Origin of the sequence: Streptacidiphilus sp. PB12-B1b, assembly GCF_014084125.1 — a bacterium.
In the GTDB taxonomy this organism is placed as follows: domain Bacteria; phylum Actinomycetota; class Actinomycetes; order Streptomycetales; family Streptomycetaceae; genus Streptacidiphilus.
Window position 1 is genome coordinate 1,415,180 of sequence record NZ_CP048405.1, and the last position, 15,495, is coordinate 1,430,674.

Genomic DNA, 15,495 nt, shown 5'->3' on the forward strand with positions numbered 1-15,495 from the left:
GGTGGGCCTAGTGGAAGCGGTGAGGGAGTGCCCGCATGTATGGGAGCGCTCCCACCGAGCCTGTCGAAATCGTCGTCCCAACCGGAGCCACTGTCAAGCACGCGGCCCTGCACCCCGGAACCGGACGGGAGCGCTCCCGCACGGTGTGGTCTAAGGTGCCACTCGAACCAGAAGGAGGGTGCGCGATGACTCACGCCGCCGATCGGTCGCCGGAGCGGCGCCCTGCCCGTCCCACCCTGGAGGCCGTCGCCCGACACGCCGGGGTCGGCCGGGGCACGGTGTCGCGGGTGGTGAACGGCGCCCCCGGAGTCAGCGACCAGGCCCGGGCCGTGGTCGAACAGGCCATCGCCGAACTCGGCTACGTCCCCAACCGCGCCGCCCGCACCCTGGTCACCAGCCGCACCGACGCCATCGCGCTGGTCATCCCGGAGACCGAGACCAGGCTGGCCTCCGAGCCCTTCTTCGCGCAGATCATCCGGGGCGTGGCCAGCGAACTCTCCGAGACCGACATGCAGTTGCTGCTCATCCTGGTCCGCACCGACCAGGAGCGCACCCGGCTGGCCTCCTACCTCAGCGGGCACCGGGTCGACGGCGTGCTGATGGTCTCCGTGCGCACCGACGACCCGGTACTGGACCTGCTCGAACGCATCGGCGTACCGGCCGTCCTCGGCGGCCGCCGCTCCGTGCTGGAACCGCTCAGCTACGTCGACTGCGACAACCGGGGCGGCGCCCAGACGGCCGTCCGCCACCTCGCGCTGCGGGGCTGCAGCCGGATCGCCACCATCACCGGCCCGCTCGGCATGGAGGCGGGCCGCAGCCGCCTGCTCGGCTACCGGCAGGCGCTGGAGGAGGTGGGGCTGCCGTTCAGCGAGGAGCTGGTGGTGCACGGCGACTTCACCGAGGAGACCGGGCAGCGGGCCATGGCCGAACTGCTGCGGCAGCGGCCCGACCTGGACGGCGTCTTCGCCGCCTCCGACCTGACCGCGGTCGGCGCGCTGCGGGCGCTGCGCGCCGCGGGCCGGAGCGTGCCCGACGACGTCGCGGTGGTCGGCTTCGACGACTCCTCGGTGGCCCGGCACACCGACCCGCCGCTGACCACGGTCCGCCAGCCGACCGAGGAGATGGGGCGGATGATGGCCCGGCTGCTGCTGGACGAGATCGCCGCGCCCACCCGCACCCACCACCGGGTCGAACTCGCCACCGAGCTGGTGCGCCGGGCCTCCGCCTGAGCACGGACCGCCGCCGACCCCCGCCGAGGGGCCGGGCGGCGTCTGTCGGTGCCGTGTGAGAGCGTCGTCTGCGTGACCACTCAGAATCCGGGGCCGCACCCGGGCAGCCCCGCCAGTCCGGCCGACGCCGCCGACGCCCTCGCCCTGCTCGCCGACCGGCGGGACCTCTCCGGCGTCGACTTCTCCGGTCTCGACCTGCGCCGGGCGCTGGGCTACCCCGGCGCGCCCTACACCTTCCGCGACTGCGCCTTCGACGGTGCCGACCTGCGCGGCGCCCAGCTGGCCGAGGCCGCGTTCGTCGACTGCCGACTGGACCGCGCCGACCTCGGCGGGGCCATGGCCGAGCAGGCCAGGTTCGAGCGCGGCAGCGCGGCCTTCCTCAAGGCCGGGCGGGGCGACTTCACCGACGCCCGCTTCACCGGCGTGGACCTGGCCAACTCGCAGTGGGGCTCGGCGCTGCTGGCCGGGGCCCGGTTCGAGGAGTGCCGCCTGGTCGGGGCCCGGCTCTCCGGCCTGCGCGGCCTCGACTACGGCTTCACCCGCTGCCATCTCGGCCTGGCCGACCTGGCCGGTCTGGACTTCCGCGGCCGCACCCTGGACGGGCTGAACCTCACCGAGGCGGACCTCACCGGCTGCGACTTCCGGGACGCGGTGCTGGACGGCTGCCGCCTCGGCGGCGCCGAGCTGCGCTCGGTCCGCTTCGCCGGGGCCGACCTCCGCGGCTCGGACCTGGGCGAGGTCGCCGTCCAGGATCTGCCGGTGCTGCGCGGCGCCGTTGTCTCCGAGCGCCAGGCCGCGGCGCTGCTGTCGGCCTTCGGCGTGCAGGTGGTCCCGGTGAGTGGTTGATCCCGCAAGTGTTCCGGTGACCGGGGCTGCCGAGTAGCGTGGAAGCTGACCGCTTCCGGAAATTCGCGCGGACCAAGAGTCGGGGTGCCTGACATGCTCGTGGTCGATGTAGTGCTCGGGGTACTGGGGGCGGGTGCGTTGTGGCTGGCGACCGGCGTTCGCGTCGTCCAGCAGTTCGAACGCGGGGTGGTGTTCCGCTTCGGCCGGGTGCACAAGACGATCAGACAGCCCGGCCTCACCCTGCTGATCCCGATCGCGGACCGGCTGCGCAAGGTCAACGTCCAGATCATCACCATGCCGGTGCCCGCCCAGGAGGGCATCACCCGCGACAACGTCACGGTGCGGGTCGACGCGGTGGTGTACTTCCGGGTCCACGATCCGGTCCTGGCCTCGGTGAACGTGCAGAACTACACCTTCGCCATGTCCCAGGTCGCCCAGACCTCGCTGCGCTCCATCATCGGCAAGAGTGAACTGGACGACCTGCTCACCAACCGGGAGCCGCTGAACCAGGGCCTGGAACTGATGCTGGAGAGCCCCTCCACCGGGTGGGGCGTCATGATCGACCGGGTGGAGATCAAGGACGTCGCCCTGCCGGAGTCGATGAAGCGGTCGATGTCCCGCCAGGCCGAGGCCGAGCGGGAGCGGCGCGCCCGCATCATCACCGCCGACGGCGAGTTCCAGGCGTCCCAGAAGCTGTCCGAGGCAGCCATGATCATGAGCGAGACCCCGGCCGCGCTCCAGCTGCGACTGCTGCAGACCGTGGTCGAGGTCGCCGCCGAGAAGAACTCCACGCTGGTCCTGCCGTTCCCGGTGGAGCTGCTGCGCTTCCTCGACGGCGCCACCCCGGAGAAGTCCAAGTCGCCCACCTCGGTGCCGCGCAGGCCGATGCCCGAGCCGGTCTCGCTGGACGACGCCCTGGCGGCCCTGCCCGACATCGCGCCGGTGCCCGAGCCGGAGGAGCTCCCGAAGGTCGACGGCGTCCCGCAGATCGAGGGTCTGGACCGGCCGTCCGACAGCACCGCGACCGGCCCGGCGGCAGACACCGACGCCTACGCCGACACGGACGCCGACGAGACCGGGCAGCGGCGCCGGGCCGCCGAGTGACCAACAGCCGCGCGCCCCACCGCAGCTGACCCTGCGTCGGCCGGGAAACGGGCGGAGGGCGCGCGGAAAACAGCCAAGGGCCGACTCTCCGAGGAGAACCGGCCCTTGTCCGATGGGGTGAGTGACGGGGCTCGAACCCGCGACACCTGGGATCACAACCCAGTGCTCTGCCAGCTGAGCTACACCCACCATCTGTCGACGCTCTGTCGCGCTGACGGGGATAACTCTACAGGATCCCGACCTGTGCTCACGACCGGCTTTTCCAGCCGGCCGCCCGCGTCGCCGGCTCGCGTACCGGCAGGTCAGGCCCCGGGCAGCTGATGGCGTGCGGCGATGTCGCGGGCGGTGTCGGTGTCCGGGCCGGGCTGCGGCACGAACACGGCCTCCCGGTAGAAGGCCAGTTCCGCGATGCTCTCCCGGATGTCCGCGAGGGCCCGGTGGTTCCCCTGCTTCTTGGGGCTGTTGTAGTAGGCGCGCGGGTACCAGCGGCGGGCCAGCTCCTTGACGGAGGAGACGTCGACGATCCGGTAGTGCAGGTGTGCGTCCAGCGCGGGCATGTCACGGGCCAGGAAGCCCCGGTCGGTGCCGACCGAGTTGCCGCACAGGGGGGCCTTCCCGGCCTCCGGGATGTGCTCGCGGATGTACGCCAGCACCTGCGCCTCGGCCTCGGCCAGGGTGACCCCCTGCTCCAGCTCCTCCAGCAGCCCCGAGGCGGTGTGCATCTCGCGGACCACCTCCGGCATCGTCTCGAGCGACGAGGCGGGCGGGCGCACCACGACGTCCACGCCCTCGCCCAGGATGTTCAGCTCGGAGTCGGTGACCAGCGCGGCGACCTCCACCAGCGCGTCCTGCCCGAGGTCGAGACCTGTCATCTCGCAGTCGATCCAGACCATGCGATCGTTCACGCGCTTCACCGTCCTGAAGGGTTCTACCGGAACGTTTCCGCCGGTACCTGGCTGTGCCCGGGCCGGACGACGCCGTGGCGCACGACCGCTCCCGCATAGTCGATCATCTGCCGTCCGGCGCACAAGTCAAACCGGGCACGGAACAGGCCGCTGCCCGGGTGCCCGGCGCCGGTCGGCCGCGCCCGGAGGGCTCGACCGACCGTGCCGCCGCAGGTCAGTTCTGGGCGCCGCGCTGGAAGACGACGGCGGCGCCGTCCGGGTGCGCCCGGGCCGTACCCGGCCCGGGGTCGGTGAAGGCGCGCTCGCCTCGGCCGTCCTCGGCCGCCGCGTGGTCGGCGCCTCCCTGGTCACCGGGGACCGGGTGGCCGCCGCGCCGCGTGCGTACGTTCGGCCGGGGGATCCGGGTCTGCTCCGGACTGCCCAGTGCGGGCCCGCCCTGGGCCGGGACGCCGGTCACCGAATGCCCCTGCACCGGGATGCTGACCGCGGGCACGGCCGCGAGCGTGCCGCCGCCCGCCGACCCGGTGCCCTGCCCGGCCCCCGGGCCCGCCGCGCCGCCCGCCGTGGACGCCGACAGCGGCTCCAGCGGGGCGCCGATCGACTGCCGCGAGCGGAAGGACGTCCGGTAGACGGCGGGGGAGACCCCGAGCTGGCGCCGGAAGTGGCCGCGCAGCGCCACCGGGGAGCGGAAGCCGCACCTGCGGGCGACCTCGTCCACGGAGACGTCGGTGCTCTCCAGCAGCCGCTGGGCCTGCAGCACCCGCTGCGAGATGAGCCACTGCAGCGGGGCGCTGCCGGTGAGCGAGCGGAAGCGCCGGTCGAAGGTCCGGCGGCTCATGTAGGCACGGGCGGCCAGGGTCTCGACGTCGAACTGCTTGGAGAGGTTGTCCAGGGCCCAGGTCACGACCTCGGCGAGTGGATCGTTGCCGATTTCCTCCGGTAAAGACCGGTCGATGTACTGGGCCTGGCCGCCGCTGCGGCGCGCGGGGACGACCAGGCGGCGGGCCAGCGCCGCGGCGGCCTCGGAGCCGTGGTCGCTGCGCACCACGTGCAGACAGAGGTCGATCCCGGCGGCGGTGCCGGCGCTGGTGAGGACGTCGCCGTCGTCGATGAACAGCTCCCGCGGATCGACCTGGATCTGCGGGTAGCGCTTGGCCAGGGTCGGCGCGTACATCCAGTGGGTGGTCGCCGCGCGGCCGTCCAGCAGCCCGGCCGCGGCCAGCACGAAGGCGCCGGTGCACAGGCCGATGATCCTGGCCCCCTCGCGGTGGGCCTTGCGCAGCGCCTCCAGCGCCTCCGGCGGCGGGAGCTGGGCGGCCGAGCGCCAGGCGGGGACGACGACCGTCCCGGCCCGGCCGATGGACTCCAGCCCGTACGGCGCGGTCATGGTCAGGCCGCCGGTGGTGGCCAGCGGGCCCTCCTCGCCGGCGCAGACCAGCAGCCGGTAGCGGGGGACGCCGGCGTCCTGCCGGTCGACGCCGAAGACGGACAGCGGGATGGAGCTCTCGAAGATCGGCGCGCCGCTGAACAGCAGCACGGCCACCACCTCGGGGCGGCGGCGCCCGGAGAGCTTCCGGGCCGCCGCGCCGGTCGCGGCGGCTTCGTCGCAGGGCGGGGGCGGGGTGCCGGCGCCGCGTTCACCGGGGCCGGGGGCAGGGATCGCTCCATGTCGGCTGTGCGGGGACATCGCGCCGTCCGTCGTTGCGGCGCTCCTGCTCACCCTGCTCAAGGCGCTCCGGCCCCCTCGGTCGTGTCGTCCGCCGACGCAGGTGGTGCGACGGTCGGGGCCCCCGGACGGAATTCCGGGACTGCCGAGCGCGCGGCCCACGCCTGAGGCGTCATGGTTGTACGGTCCAGTGCTGCACTTCGCGGCCCCCGCCCTCGCCAAGATCGAATCTACTGCGTCCAGGGTTGCTGGTGCGACAAGTTCACCATCTAACGCTATGTCGACATGGCAATTTGGCGTGAAGCATTCGATCACCGAGGGTCGCACCCGACGGGCCGTCGGGGAAGGGGGCGTGTCCGGCGCTGGCCAGTTGTCGCAGGGCCCGATGGCCGGTTCGTGAGAACGCGCTGGTCAGTGCCTGTGTCCGGAAGTGGCATTCGTACAACCTCGTTGGACGCCTGCGAAGTTGACCGAAAAGCAGTGTTCGGAGGCATTGGGGGCGCGTAGGGGCGCATAAGGGGGCGCAGGGTGCTGTCCGGTTCCCGGTGTTCTGGGCGGTACGAGCGCTCCGGTTGCGGCGAGTATCAGCCGGACGGCGTCCGGAAGTGTTCCGGCGGTCAGGGTGGGGTAGTAGTCGGTTTCGGGCCAGGGGCGCCCGTGGTCGAGCCATACGCTGCGCAGCCCGCAGACCCGGGCGCCGACGATGTCGGCGGGGGCGTGGTCGCCCACCATCCAGGCGTCGGCGCTCCAGTCGGGCGTCCCGGCCGCGCCGCAGCGCCGGGCGGCGAGCCGGAAGATGCGGGGGTCGGGTTTGGCGTAGCCGGCCTCCTCGGAGATGACCCAGCCGTCCACCAGGTCGGCCAGGCCGGTGCGTTCGATCTTGGCGAGCTGGTGCGCGGTCGCGCCGTTGCTGACGATGCCGATGGTCCACCCCGCCGCCCGCGCGTCGGCCAGGGCCGCCCGGTGCGAGGCCGGGAGCTCGATCAGCCCGGTGAGGGTCTGCCGGTACTCCTTCAGCAGCACCTCGACGCAGTCGCCGAGGCCGTAGCGCTCGCAGGCCGCGTGCATCAGGATCTGCCGGTCGAGGTAGCCGCCGCAGTCGAGGGTGACCAGCCAGTCGAGGTCGGCCGGGGGGAGGGAGCGCTGGCTGAGGAATGCCAGGGCCCATGAGCGGAACGCGCGGTTTCGGTCCACCAGGGTGTTGTCGAGGTCGAACAGCATGAGGGGTGGCATGCAGCGCATCGTTTCAGTCCGTTGGCATATGCACGAGGCATGGCGACAAAACTGACCGAAAAGGGTGCGATCCGGTAGCGGGCGGCCGGTCTGAGCAGGGGGTCGCCGCCCGGCGCGCAAGCCGCCGCGGGGCGCCGCCGCGGCTGTGGCGATCAGCGCCGGGCCGGGCCGCCGCAAGCCGGTGAAACGGGGCCCCCGGGCACCGTTGCGCATGCGCGTCCGCTGCGGCATGCTCCATGCACGCCCAGCGCGCCCCGGCGTACGCGACCGCCATTCGTGGTAACCGTGTCCTCCTAGCGCTCTGCGTCTGGGCGAGAACAGATTGTCGCCGTACCCTGGAGGGAAGAGGTCGCGCAAGCCATCACTCGGTCCGTTTCGTTGCCGGAACGGGGCGTCGGACAGCTGCCGCCGGTTCGCACGGTTCCGGGTCGTGACCATGCATATCAGTCCCCATCCCACCTCGCCGAAACTCCCATGACCATGGCCGGTTACGAGCTTCCTGAGCCGAGCGACGGCAGATCCGCGGCTCATCCCACGGAGCAGCCGAAGCCGCGCCCGCCCAGGCCCCGATCAAAGCTGTGGAAGCCGCAGCTCAGCGGGCGGCCGGGCCGGGGCGGGGAGGTCCCGCCGCAGACACCGCACACGTCCCCGCCCGAGCTCCCGACGGGAACCCCTCCTCCTATGGCCGGTTTTGAACTTCAGTCGCAGGGCGTACGGCCCTGCGACCCGGCGTTCCTCCACGGTGTCGTCGTCGGCTTCGACGGATCGGTCTCCAGTGAGCGGGCGCTGGCGTACGCCGTGGGCATGGCCCGCCGGTCCCGCGCCGGGCTGGTGATCGTCCATGTGGCCAACAGGCTCCCGGCCACGGTCTGGGCCGGGTGCGAACCCCCTGTCTTCGTGGACGTCCCGGACCACCGCACCGAGGTGCTCGGTCTGGAACTGGCCTGCGCCGAGTACCTGTGCGACGTCCCCTGGGTGCTGGTGGAGCGGGGCGGCGACATCTGCCACGAGCTGGAGGAGGTCGCCCGTGAGTACGCGGCCGACGCCATCGTCGTCGGCGGCACGCACGGCGTCCTCGGCCGCATCTTCGGCTCGGTGGCCGGCCGGCTGGCGCGTCGTGCCAACCGGCCGGTCGTGGTGATCCCCTGAGCCCAGGGGCCGGGCTGCGGACCCGGTTCAGTCGGAGGTCATGCCCAGCTCGCGGGCGATCAGCATCCGCTGGACCTCCGAGGTCCCCTCGCCGATCTCCAGGATCTTGCTGTCCCGCCAGAAGCGGGCCACCGGGTACTCGTTCATGAACCCGTAGCCGCCGTGGATCTGGGTGGCCTCGCGGGCATTGGTCACGGCCGCTTCGGAGGAGTGGAGCTTGGCGATGGCCGCCTCCTTCTTGAACCGCTCGCCCGACAGCAGCCGGGAGGCGGCGTGGTACCAGGCCAACCGGGAGGTGTGTGCGCGCATCTCCATGTCGGCGATCTTGAACTGGATGGCTTGGTTGGCGCCGATGTGCCTGCCGAAGGCCCTCCGCTGCGCGGCATAGGTCAACGACTCGTCCACGCACCCCTGGGCCAGGCCGGTGGCCAGGGCGGCGATGGCGATACGGCCCTCGTCGAGGATCCGGAGGAACTGGGCGTAGCCGCGGCCTTCCTCGCCGAGGAGGTTGGCGGCCGGGACGCGGCAGTCGGTGAAGGAGAGCTCCCGGGTGTCCGAGGCGTTCCAGCCGACCTTGGAGTACTTCTTCGAAGCCGTGAACCCGGGGGTTCCGGTGGGCACGATGATGGTGGAGATCGAGCGCGTTGGCGAGGCCTGGCCCGCTTCTTCCCCCGAAAGAGTGAGCGCGGCGACCGTGACCAGCCCGGTGATCTCCGTCCCGGCGTTGGTGATGAAGCACTTCGAGCCGTTGATGACCCACTCGTCGGTGGCCTGGTCGTAGCGCGCGGTGGTCCTGGTCGCCCCGGCGTCCGAGCCGCCCTCGGGCTCGGTCAGGCCGAACGCCCCCAGCATCTCGCCGGAGCACAGCTTGGGCAGCCAGGTGCGCTTCTGCTCCTCGGTGCCGAAGCGGTGGATCGGCATCGCGCCCAGGGAGACGGCGGCCTCCAGGGTGATCGCCACCGAGGAGTCCACCCGGGCCAGCTCCTCCAGGACCAGGCAGAGCGCGAGATAGTCGCCGCCCATGCCGCCGTACTCCTCCGGGAAGGGCAGGCCGAACAGCCCCATCCGCCCCATCTCGCTGATGATCTCGTACGGGAACTCGTCGTGCTCGTAGTACTCGCCGATTTTGGGGGCGATCACGTCGTGGGCGAACTCGGCCACGGTACGTCGCAGTTGTTCGTACTCGGAGTCGAGCCGATGGTCCAGCATGGTGTCTCCTGAGGGTAGGGAGGGGCGCGTGCGGGGGGTGTCCGCTGCTGCTGCCGGTGCGGCGGTGCCGACGCGGGTGGCGCCGGTGCCGCCTACTGGTGGGGCGCGCCGTCGCCGGTCAGGGCCCGGACGGCGCGGGAGGGGCTGGGGCGGCCGAGCCGGTCGGCCAGCCACCGGCTGGTGGCGGCCAGCGCGGGCAGGTCGACGCCGGTCTCGATGCCGAGGCCGTGCAGCATCCAGACCAGGTCCTCGGTGGCCAGGTTGCCGGTGGCGCTCTTGGCGTAGGGGCAGCCGCCGAGGCCGCCCGCCGAGGAGTCCACGGTGGCGACGCCGCAGCGCAGCGCCGCCAGAGTGTTGACCAGCGCCTGCCCGTAGGTGTCGTGGAAGTGCACCGCCAGCTGCCCGGGGCCGACGCCGCGGTCGGCGAACTCCCCGAGCAGCGCGGTGACCTGCCCCGGTGTGCCGGTGCCGATGGTGTCGCCGAGGCTGAGCTGGTCGCAGCCGAGGTCCAGCAGCCGGCGGCCGACCTCGACCACCTGGGCGGCCGGGACCGGCCCTTCCCAGGGGTCGCCGAAGCACATCGACAGGTAGCCCCGGACCCGGATCCCGGCCGCCCGCGCGCGCTGCACGACCGGCGCGAACATCTCCAGCGACGCCTCCACGCCCCGGCCGAGGTTCTTGACGGCGAAGCTCTCGGTGGCGCTGGCGAACACCGCGATGTCGGCGACCCCGTGCGCCAGCGCCCGCTCCAGCCCGCGCTCGTTCGGCACCAGGACCGGCAGCCGCAGCCCCGGGTACTCCTCGGGCAGCCCCGCCACCAGCGGGAACAGCTGCTCTGCGTCGGCGAGTTGGGGCACCCACTTGGGGTGGACGAAGCTGGTGGCCTCGACCGTGCGCAGGCCGGCGGCGGCCAGCCGGGCGATGAACTCGGCCTTCACCTCGACCGGCAGCGCGGTGGGCTCGTTCTGCAGGCCGTCGCGCGGGCCGACCTCGTGGATGCGCACCGCGGCGGGCAGCCCGTCCAGCGGAGCCCGCACCGGAAGCCCCAGCTCCAGGACGGTGGGTTCACTCGCGGACATCAGCTGACCTCCTCGTCGGCGGTGACCACGGCGAGCACGTCGTCCATGGCGACGGTGGCTCCGGCGACCGCGCGCAACTGCTCCACGACGCCGTCGTGCGGCGCGGTGATGACGTGCTCCATCTTCATCGCCTCCAGGATCAGCAGCGGCTGGCCCTTGGCCACCCGCTCGCCTACGGCGGCCTTGACCACGGTGACCGTGCCCGGCATGGGCGCGTTCAGGGTCGCGCCCCGGGCCCCGGCGGGGCCGTGGGCCAGGTCGTCGACCGGGTCGTAGGGGTGGACGGCCCAGCTGTCGCCGTCCAGCCCGAGCCAGTGCACGACGCCGTCGGAGGCGTTGTCAGTGGCGTGCGAGAAGGTACGGGTGACGCCGTCGCGGGTGACGGCGATCCGGTCCGCGCCCGCCGTGACGCGGACGGCGAAGGGTGCGCCGGCGCCCACGGCGGCCTCGAACCGGGCGCCGTCGGCGGCGGGGCTGTCCGTGGGGTCGAGTACGGTCCGAGGAGAGGCGGGGCGGGTCCTGACCTCGACCGGTTCGCCGCCGGGGAGGCGCAGCCGGTGCAGGGTCCAGGCGGGCTCCCCGCCGGTCCGCCAGGCGGAAGGGAGGGCGAAGGGATCGATCCAGCCGTCGTCTCCCGGCGCGGGTGCGGGGGCGAGGGCCAGCTGCCGGGCCAGTGCGGCGGCGGTGAACGCGAGCGTCGGGTCCTCGGTGGCGGTGAGTTCCGGGTGGCGCTCGACCAGGCCGGTGTCGAGGCGGCCGGCGACCACGTCCTGGTGGCTGATCAGTCGGCGCAGGTATCCGGCGTTGGTGGTGACCCCGAGCGAGCAGGTCCCGGCGAGGGCGGTGCGCAGCTTTCGCAGGGCCGTGGCGCGGTCGTGGCCGTACGCGATGACCTTGGACAGCATGGGGTCGTAGCTGCTGCCGACGGCGACGCCGGGCGCGAGCCCGGAGTCGACCCGGACGCCCTCGCCGGAGGGCTCGGCCAGCAGCAGCACCCGGCCGCCGGTCGGCAGGAAGCCGCGCCCCGGGTCCTCGGCGCAGATCCGGGCCTCGACGGCGTGGCCGGTGCTGCCGATGTCCGGCTGCCGGAAGCCGAGGGGCTCGCCCGCGGCGATCCGCAGCTGCTGCTCCACCAGGTCCAGCCGCTCGCCGCGGACGGTGGCGGTCAGCTCGGTGACGGGGTGCTCCACCTGGAGCCGGGTGTTCATCTCCATGAAGAAGTAGGAGGAGGGGTTGTCGCCGGGGACGATGAATTCGACGGTGCCCGCACCGGTGTAGCCGCAGGACTCCGCGGCGCGCACCGCGGCCTGGCCCATGGCCGCCCGGATCTCCGGGGTGAGCAGCGGGGAGGGGGCCTCCTCGATGAGCTTCTGGTGCCGCCGCTGCAGGCTGCACTCGCGCTCGCCGAGGTGGACGACGGTGCCGTGGGTGTCGGCCAGGAGCTGGATCTCGATGTGGCGCGGGCGGTCGACCCACCGCTCCAGCAGCAGGGTGTCGTCGCCGAAGGAGGCGCGGGCCTCCCGGCGGGCGGCGGCGATCTCGTCCCGCAGCAGGGCCGCGTCGCGGACCAGCCGCATGCCCTTGCCGCCGCCGCCGGCGGACGGCTTCAGCAGCACGGGCAGGCCGATCTCCCGCGCCGCCGCGAGCAGTTGCTCGTCGGTCAGCGCGTCGCCCTCGCTGCCGGGGACGACCGGCACGCCCGCGGCCTGGACGGCCGCCTTGGCGTGGATCTTGTCGCCCATGAGTTCGATGCTGGAGGGGGTGGGCCGATGAAGACCAGTCCGGCGTCCGCGCAGGCGCGGGCGAAGGCGGCGTTCTCGGCGAGGAAGCCGTAGCCGGGGTGGACCGCCTGCGCCCCGGTCCGGGCGGCTGCCTCCAGGATGCGTTCGATGTGCAGGTAGCTGTCGGCGGCGGACTCGCCGTCGGCCGGCCCGAGCAGCACGGCGGTGTCGGCGGCGCGCACATGCGGTGCGTCGGCGTCCACTCCGCTGTGCACGGCGACGGAGCGCACGCCCAGCCGTCGCAGGGTGCGCGTGACGCGGACCGCGATCTCGCCGCGGTTGGCGACCAGGACGCTGTCGAACATTGGGGGTGAGCCTCCGTCACATTCGGAAGACGCCGTACGGGCGAGGGTCGGGGAGGGGGGCGTTGGCGCAGGCGCTGAGCGCGAGGCCGAGCACGGTGCGGGTGTCGGCCGGGTCGATGACCCCGTCGTCCCAGAGCCGGGCGGTGGCGTAGTAGGCGTTGCCCTGGCGCTCGTACTGCTCGCGCACGGGACGGCGGAACTCCTCCTCGTCCTCGGCCGACCAGCTCTCGCCGCGCAGGTCGTACTGGTCGCGGCGGACGGTCGCCAGCACCGAGGCGGCCTGCTCGCCGCCCATGACCGAGATCTTGGCTCCCGGCCACATCCACAGGAAGCGGGGCGAGTAGGCCCGGCCGCACATCGAGTAGTTGCCCGCGCCGTAGGAGCCGCCGACGACCACCGTCAGCTTGGGCACCCTGGTCCCGGCGACGGCGGTGACCATCTTGGCCCCGTGCTTGGCGATGCCCCCGGCCTCGTACTGGCGCCCGACCATGAATCCGGAGATGTTCTGCAGGAACAGCAGCGGGATGCCGCGCTGGTCGCACAGCTCGATGAAGTGCGCGCCCTTGAGCGCGGACTCGGCGAAGAGGATGCCGTTGTTGGCGACGATCCCGACCGGGTGGCCGTGCACCTGGGCGAAGCCGGTGACCAGGGTCGGCCCGTACTCGGCCTTGAACTCGGCGAAGCGGCTGCCGTCGGTGATCCGGGCGATCACCTCGCGCACGTCGTAGGGGGTGCGCGGGTCGGCGGGCACGGCCCCGTACAGGGTGTCCGGGTCGACCGCCGGCGGCTCGGAGGGCCGCACCGGCCAGGGGCGCGGGGTGCGCGGGCCGAGGCCGGCGACGGCGGTGCGCAGCAGCGCCAGCGCGTGCGCGTCGTTCTCGGCGAGCTGGTCGGTCACGCCGGAGGTGCGCGAGTGCAGCTCGCCGCCGCCCAGCTCCTCGGCGGTGACCACCTCGCCGGTGGCGGCCTTCACCAGCGGTGGGCCGCCGAGGAAGATGGTGCCCTGGTTGCGGACGATCACCGCCTGGTCGCTCATGGCCGGGACGTACGCCCCGCCGGCGGTGCAGGAGCCGAGGACGGCGGCGAGCTGCGGGATGCCCGCGGCCGACAGCCGGGCCTGGTTGAAGAAGATCCGTCCGAAGTGGTCCCGGTCGGGGAAGACCTCGTCCTGCATCGGCAGGAAGGCGCCGCCGGAGTCCACCAGGTAGAGGCAGGGGAGCCGGTTCTCCTGGGCGATCTCCTGCGCGCGCAGGTGCTTCTTGACCGTCATCGGGTAGTAGGTGCCGCCTTTGACCGTGGCGTCATTGGCGACCACCACCACCTCGCGCCCGGCGACCCGGCCGATACCGGTGATCACACCGGCGGCGGGGGCGTCCCCGCCGTACAGGCCGTCCGCCGCCAGCGGCGAGAGTTCCAGGAAGGGCGAGCCGGGGTCGAGCAGGGTGTCGACCCGGTCGCGCGGCAGCAGTTTGCCGCGGGAGGTGTGCCGCTGCCGGGCGCGTTCCCCGCCGCCCTGGGCCGCGGCGGCCAGCTTGGTCCGCAGTTCCTCGACGAGGGCCCGCTGGGCGCTGTCGTTGCTGCGGAACGCCTCGGAGCCGGGGTCGACGGCCGTTTCCAGCCGGGGCGCGGAGGTCTGAGCGAGCATCATGGCCGTGCGCTCCTTCGTGAGCCCGCCATAGGTTGATCACCGTTTACGTTAATCAGCGTTAACTTCCTCCGGCAGGTTAACGCTCAATAACCCTGATGTCTAGGATGGTGGGATGCCGAGCCAGCCGAGCCCTGTCGAGAGCCCCCGCCGGGCGCAGATCCGCCGCGAGGCGGCCCGGCTGTTCGCCGCCCGGGGCTTCCTCGGGGTGGGCGTGGACGAGATCGGCAAGGCCGTGGGGATCTCCGGCCCCGGCCTCTACCGGCACTTCGCGGGCAAGGACGCCATGCTCGCCGACCTGCTGGTCGGCATCAGCCAGCGGCTGCTCACCGAGGGCCGTCGGCGTGTCGAGGCCGCCCCGGACGCCCGCGCCGCGCTGGATGCCCTGCTTCAGGGCCACATCGACTTCGCCCTGGACGAGAGCGCGCTGATCACCCTGCACGACCGCGAGCTGCTGCACCTGCCGGACGAGGAGCGGCACCGGGTCCGCAGCCTGCAGCGGCAGTACGTGGAGCTGTGGGTGACGGTCGCCCGGGAGGCGTTCCCCGGCCTCGGCGACGAGGCCCGGGCCGCCGTGCACGCCGTCTTCGGCCTGCTGAACTCCACCCCGCACAGCGCCGCCGCCGGCCGGGACGACGACCGCGCCGCCATGGCCGCGCTGCTGCACCGGCTGGCCCTGGGCGCCCTGGCCTCGGCGGCGGCCACCGTCCGCTGACCGCCCGCCGACCGCCCTCCGACCACCCGACGACCCGCGCCGGGCCGCCCCTCCGCCGCCGGTCCTAGGTCGCCGGCCGCGCGCCTGCGGTCGTGGCCGGATCGGGCTGCGGTCCGGTGCGCCGGGGAACAGGAGGGGGCAGCATGGACGCTGTCAGCATCGACGCCGAAGGATCGGCGGCACACGACCGGAGGGCGACCCCATGGCAGCCGAGGACCTGGAACAGCTCATCGCCGGCGCGCGCGGGGGCGCCCTGGTGACGCTCAAGCGCGACGGACGGCCGCAGCTCTCCAACGTCAGCCACGTCTTCGACCCGGCCACCCGGCTGCTGCGGATCTCCACCACCGCCGACCGCGCCAAGGTGGCCAACCTCCGCCGCGACCCCCGGGCCAGCTACTACGTCACCTCGCCGGACCAGTGGAGCTACGCCGTCGCCGAGGGCACCGTGGAGCTCACGCCGGTCGCCGCCCATCCGCGCGACGCGGTGGTGGACGAGCTGGTCGAGGTCTACCGGCTGATCGGCGGCGAGCACCCGGACTGGGAGGAGTACCGCGCCGCCATGGTCGCCGACCGGCGCCTGGTCGTCCGGCTCACCGTCGAGCGGACCTACGGCTCCGCCCACTGAACGC

General features: G+C 73.1%; 11 protein-coding genes, 1 tRNA gene and 2 pseudogenes. 6 read left to right on the top strand and 8 right to left on the bottom strand.

What is annotated here, in order from left to right; all coding sequences use genetic code 11:
* Positions 1-185 precede the first annotated feature (185 nt).
* The 3 genes from GXW83_RS06440 to GXW83_RS06450 all read left to right on the top strand — a co-directional run bounded on the left by GXW83_RS06440 (position 186) and on the right by GXW83_RS06450 (position 3,179).
* Entirely contained in the window at positions 186-1,229 is a 1,044-nt protein-coding gene (locus tag GXW83_RS06440) for a LacI family DNA-binding transcriptional regulator (protein ID WP_182441919.1), read from the top strand.
* 72 nt (positions 1,230-1,301) lie between these two features.
* Positions 1,302-2,075: a pentapeptide repeat-containing protein gene (locus GXW83_RS06445; protein WP_225446801.1), complete on the top strand. Its 774-nt coding sequence runs from the start codon at positions 1,302-1,304 to the stop codon at positions 2,073-2,075.
* A gap of 93 nt (positions 2,076-2,168) precedes the next feature.
* Positions 2,169-3,179 carry a slipin family protein gene (locus GXW83_RS06450; protein WP_182447129.1) on the top strand — a complete coding sequence of 337 codons (1,011 nt, stop codon included), beginning with the start codon at positions 2,169-2,171 and terminating at the stop codon, positions 3,177-3,179.
* A gap of 113 nt (positions 3,180-3,292) precedes the next feature.
* Here GXW83_RS06450 and GXW83_RS06455 read toward each other — a convergent pair.
* From GXW83_RS06455 to GXW83_RS06470, 4 genes and pseudogenes are all read right to left on the bottom strand, one after another.
* Positions 3,293-3,368, bottom strand: a tRNA-His gene (locus tag GXW83_RS06455).
* Positions 3,369-3,481: 113 nt separating this feature from the next.
* Positions 3,482-4,084: an oligoribonuclease gene (gene orn, locus GXW83_RS06460; RefSeq protein ID WP_182441920.1), complete on the bottom strand. Its 603-nt coding sequence runs from the start codon at positions 4,082-4,084 to the stop codon at positions 3,482-3,484.
* Positions 4,085-4,505: 421 nt separating this feature from the next.
* Positions 4,506-5,744 (bottom strand): annotated as a pseudogene (locus GXW83_RS06465) (GlxA family transcriptional regulator); the annotation flags it as partial.
* A 417-nt stretch (positions 5,745-6,161) separates the two neighbouring features.
* Positions 6,162-6,983: an HAD family hydrolase gene (locus GXW83_RS06470; RefSeq protein ID WP_225446802.1), complete on the bottom strand. Its 822-nt coding sequence runs from the start codon at positions 6,981-6,983 to the stop codon at positions 6,162-6,164.
* A gap of 681 nt (positions 6,984-7,664) precedes the next feature.
* On the opposite strand from GXW83_RS06470, the gene GXW83_RS06475 reads away from it, so the two are divergent.
* Entirely contained in the window at positions 7,665-8,132 is a 468-nt protein-coding gene (locus tag GXW83_RS06475) for a universal stress protein (protein ID WP_182441921.1), read from the top strand.
* 27 nt (positions 8,133-8,159) lie between these two features.
* Here GXW83_RS06475 and GXW83_RS06480 read toward each other — a convergent pair whose 3' ends face one another.
* The 4 genes and pseudogenes from GXW83_RS06480 to GXW83_RS06495 all read right to left on the bottom strand — a co-directional run bounded on the left by GXW83_RS06480 (position 8,160) and on the right by GXW83_RS06495 (position 14,151).
* Entirely contained in the window at positions 8,160-9,338 is a 1,179-nt protein-coding gene (locus GXW83_RS06480; protein WP_225447445.1) for an acyl-CoA dehydrogenase family protein, read from the bottom strand.
* Positions 9,339-9,433: 95 nt separating this feature from the next.
* The gene (locus GXW83_RS06485) at positions 9,434-10,420 is read right to left on the bottom strand and encodes a hydroxymethylglutaryl-CoA lyase (protein WP_182441923.1); all 987 of its coding nucleotides are present in this window, start codon (positions 10,418-10,420) and stop codon (positions 9,434-9,436) included.
* Positions 10,420-12,506, bottom strand: a pseudogene (locus GXW83_RS06490) (biotin carboxylase N-terminal domain-containing protein). The gene GXW83_RS06485 and the pseudogene GXW83_RS06490 overlap by 1 nt, the downstream one beginning before the upstream one ends.
* A 16-nt stretch (positions 12,507-12,522) precedes the next feature.
* Entirely contained in the window at positions 12,523-14,151 is a 1,629-nt protein-coding gene (locus tag GXW83_RS06495; protein WP_370466865.1) for a carboxyl transferase domain-containing protein, read from the bottom strand.
* 115 nt (positions 14,152-14,266) lie between these two features.
* On the opposite strand from GXW83_RS06495, the gene GXW83_RS06500 reads away from it, so the two are divergent.
* Complete coding sequence (locus GXW83_RS06500; protein ID WP_182441925.1) at positions 14,267-14,866, top strand: TetR/AcrR family transcriptional regulator; 600 nt, start codon at positions 14,267-14,269, stop codon at positions 14,864-14,866.
* Between the two features lie 202 nt (positions 14,867-15,068).
* Positions 15,069-15,491 carry a PPOX class F420-dependent oxidoreductase gene (locus tag GXW83_RS06505; RefSeq protein ID WP_182441926.1) on the top strand — a complete coding sequence of 141 codons (423 nt, stop codon included), beginning with the start codon at positions 15,069-15,071 and terminating at the stop codon, positions 15,489-15,491.
* Positions 15,492-15,495 lie beyond the last annotated feature (4 nt).

What these genes read in the sequence shown, in the direction of transcription:
- GXW83_RS06470 (WP_225446802.1), bottom strand. Translation starts at nt 6,983, where the DNA reads ATGCCACCCCTCATGCTGTTCGACCTCGACAACACCCTGGTGGACCGA.
- GXW83_RS06505 (WP_182441926.1), top strand. Translation starts at nt 15,069, where the DNA reads ATGGCAGCCGAGGACCTGGAACAGCTCATCGCCGGCGCGCGCGGGGGC.
- GXW83_RS06440 (WP_182441919.1), top strand. Translation starts at nt 186, where the DNA reads ATGACTCACGCCGCCGATCGGTCGCCGGAGCGGCGCCCTGCCCGTCCC.
- GXW83_RS06485 (WP_182441923.1), bottom strand. Translation starts at nt 10,420, where the DNA reads ATGTCCGCGAGTGAACCCACCGTCCTGGAGCTGGGGCTTCCGGTGCGG.
- GXW83_RS06500 (WP_182441925.1), top strand. Translation starts at nt 14,267, where the DNA reads ATGCCGAGCCAGCCGAGCCCTGTCGAGAGCCCCCGCCGGGCGCAGATC.
- GXW83_RS06450 (WP_182447129.1), top strand. Translation starts at nt 2,169, where the DNA reads ATGCTCGTGGTCGATGTAGTGCTCGGGGTACTGGGGGCGGGTGCGTTG.
- GXW83_RS06475 (WP_182441921.1), top strand. Translation starts at nt 7,665, where the DNA reads ATGGCCGGTTTTGAACTTCAGTCGCAGGGCGTACGGCCCTGCGACCCG.
- GXW83_RS06495 (WP_370466865.1), bottom strand. Translation starts at nt 14,151, where the DNA reads ATGCTCGCTCAGACCTCCGCGCCCCGGCTGGAAACGGCCGTCGACCCC.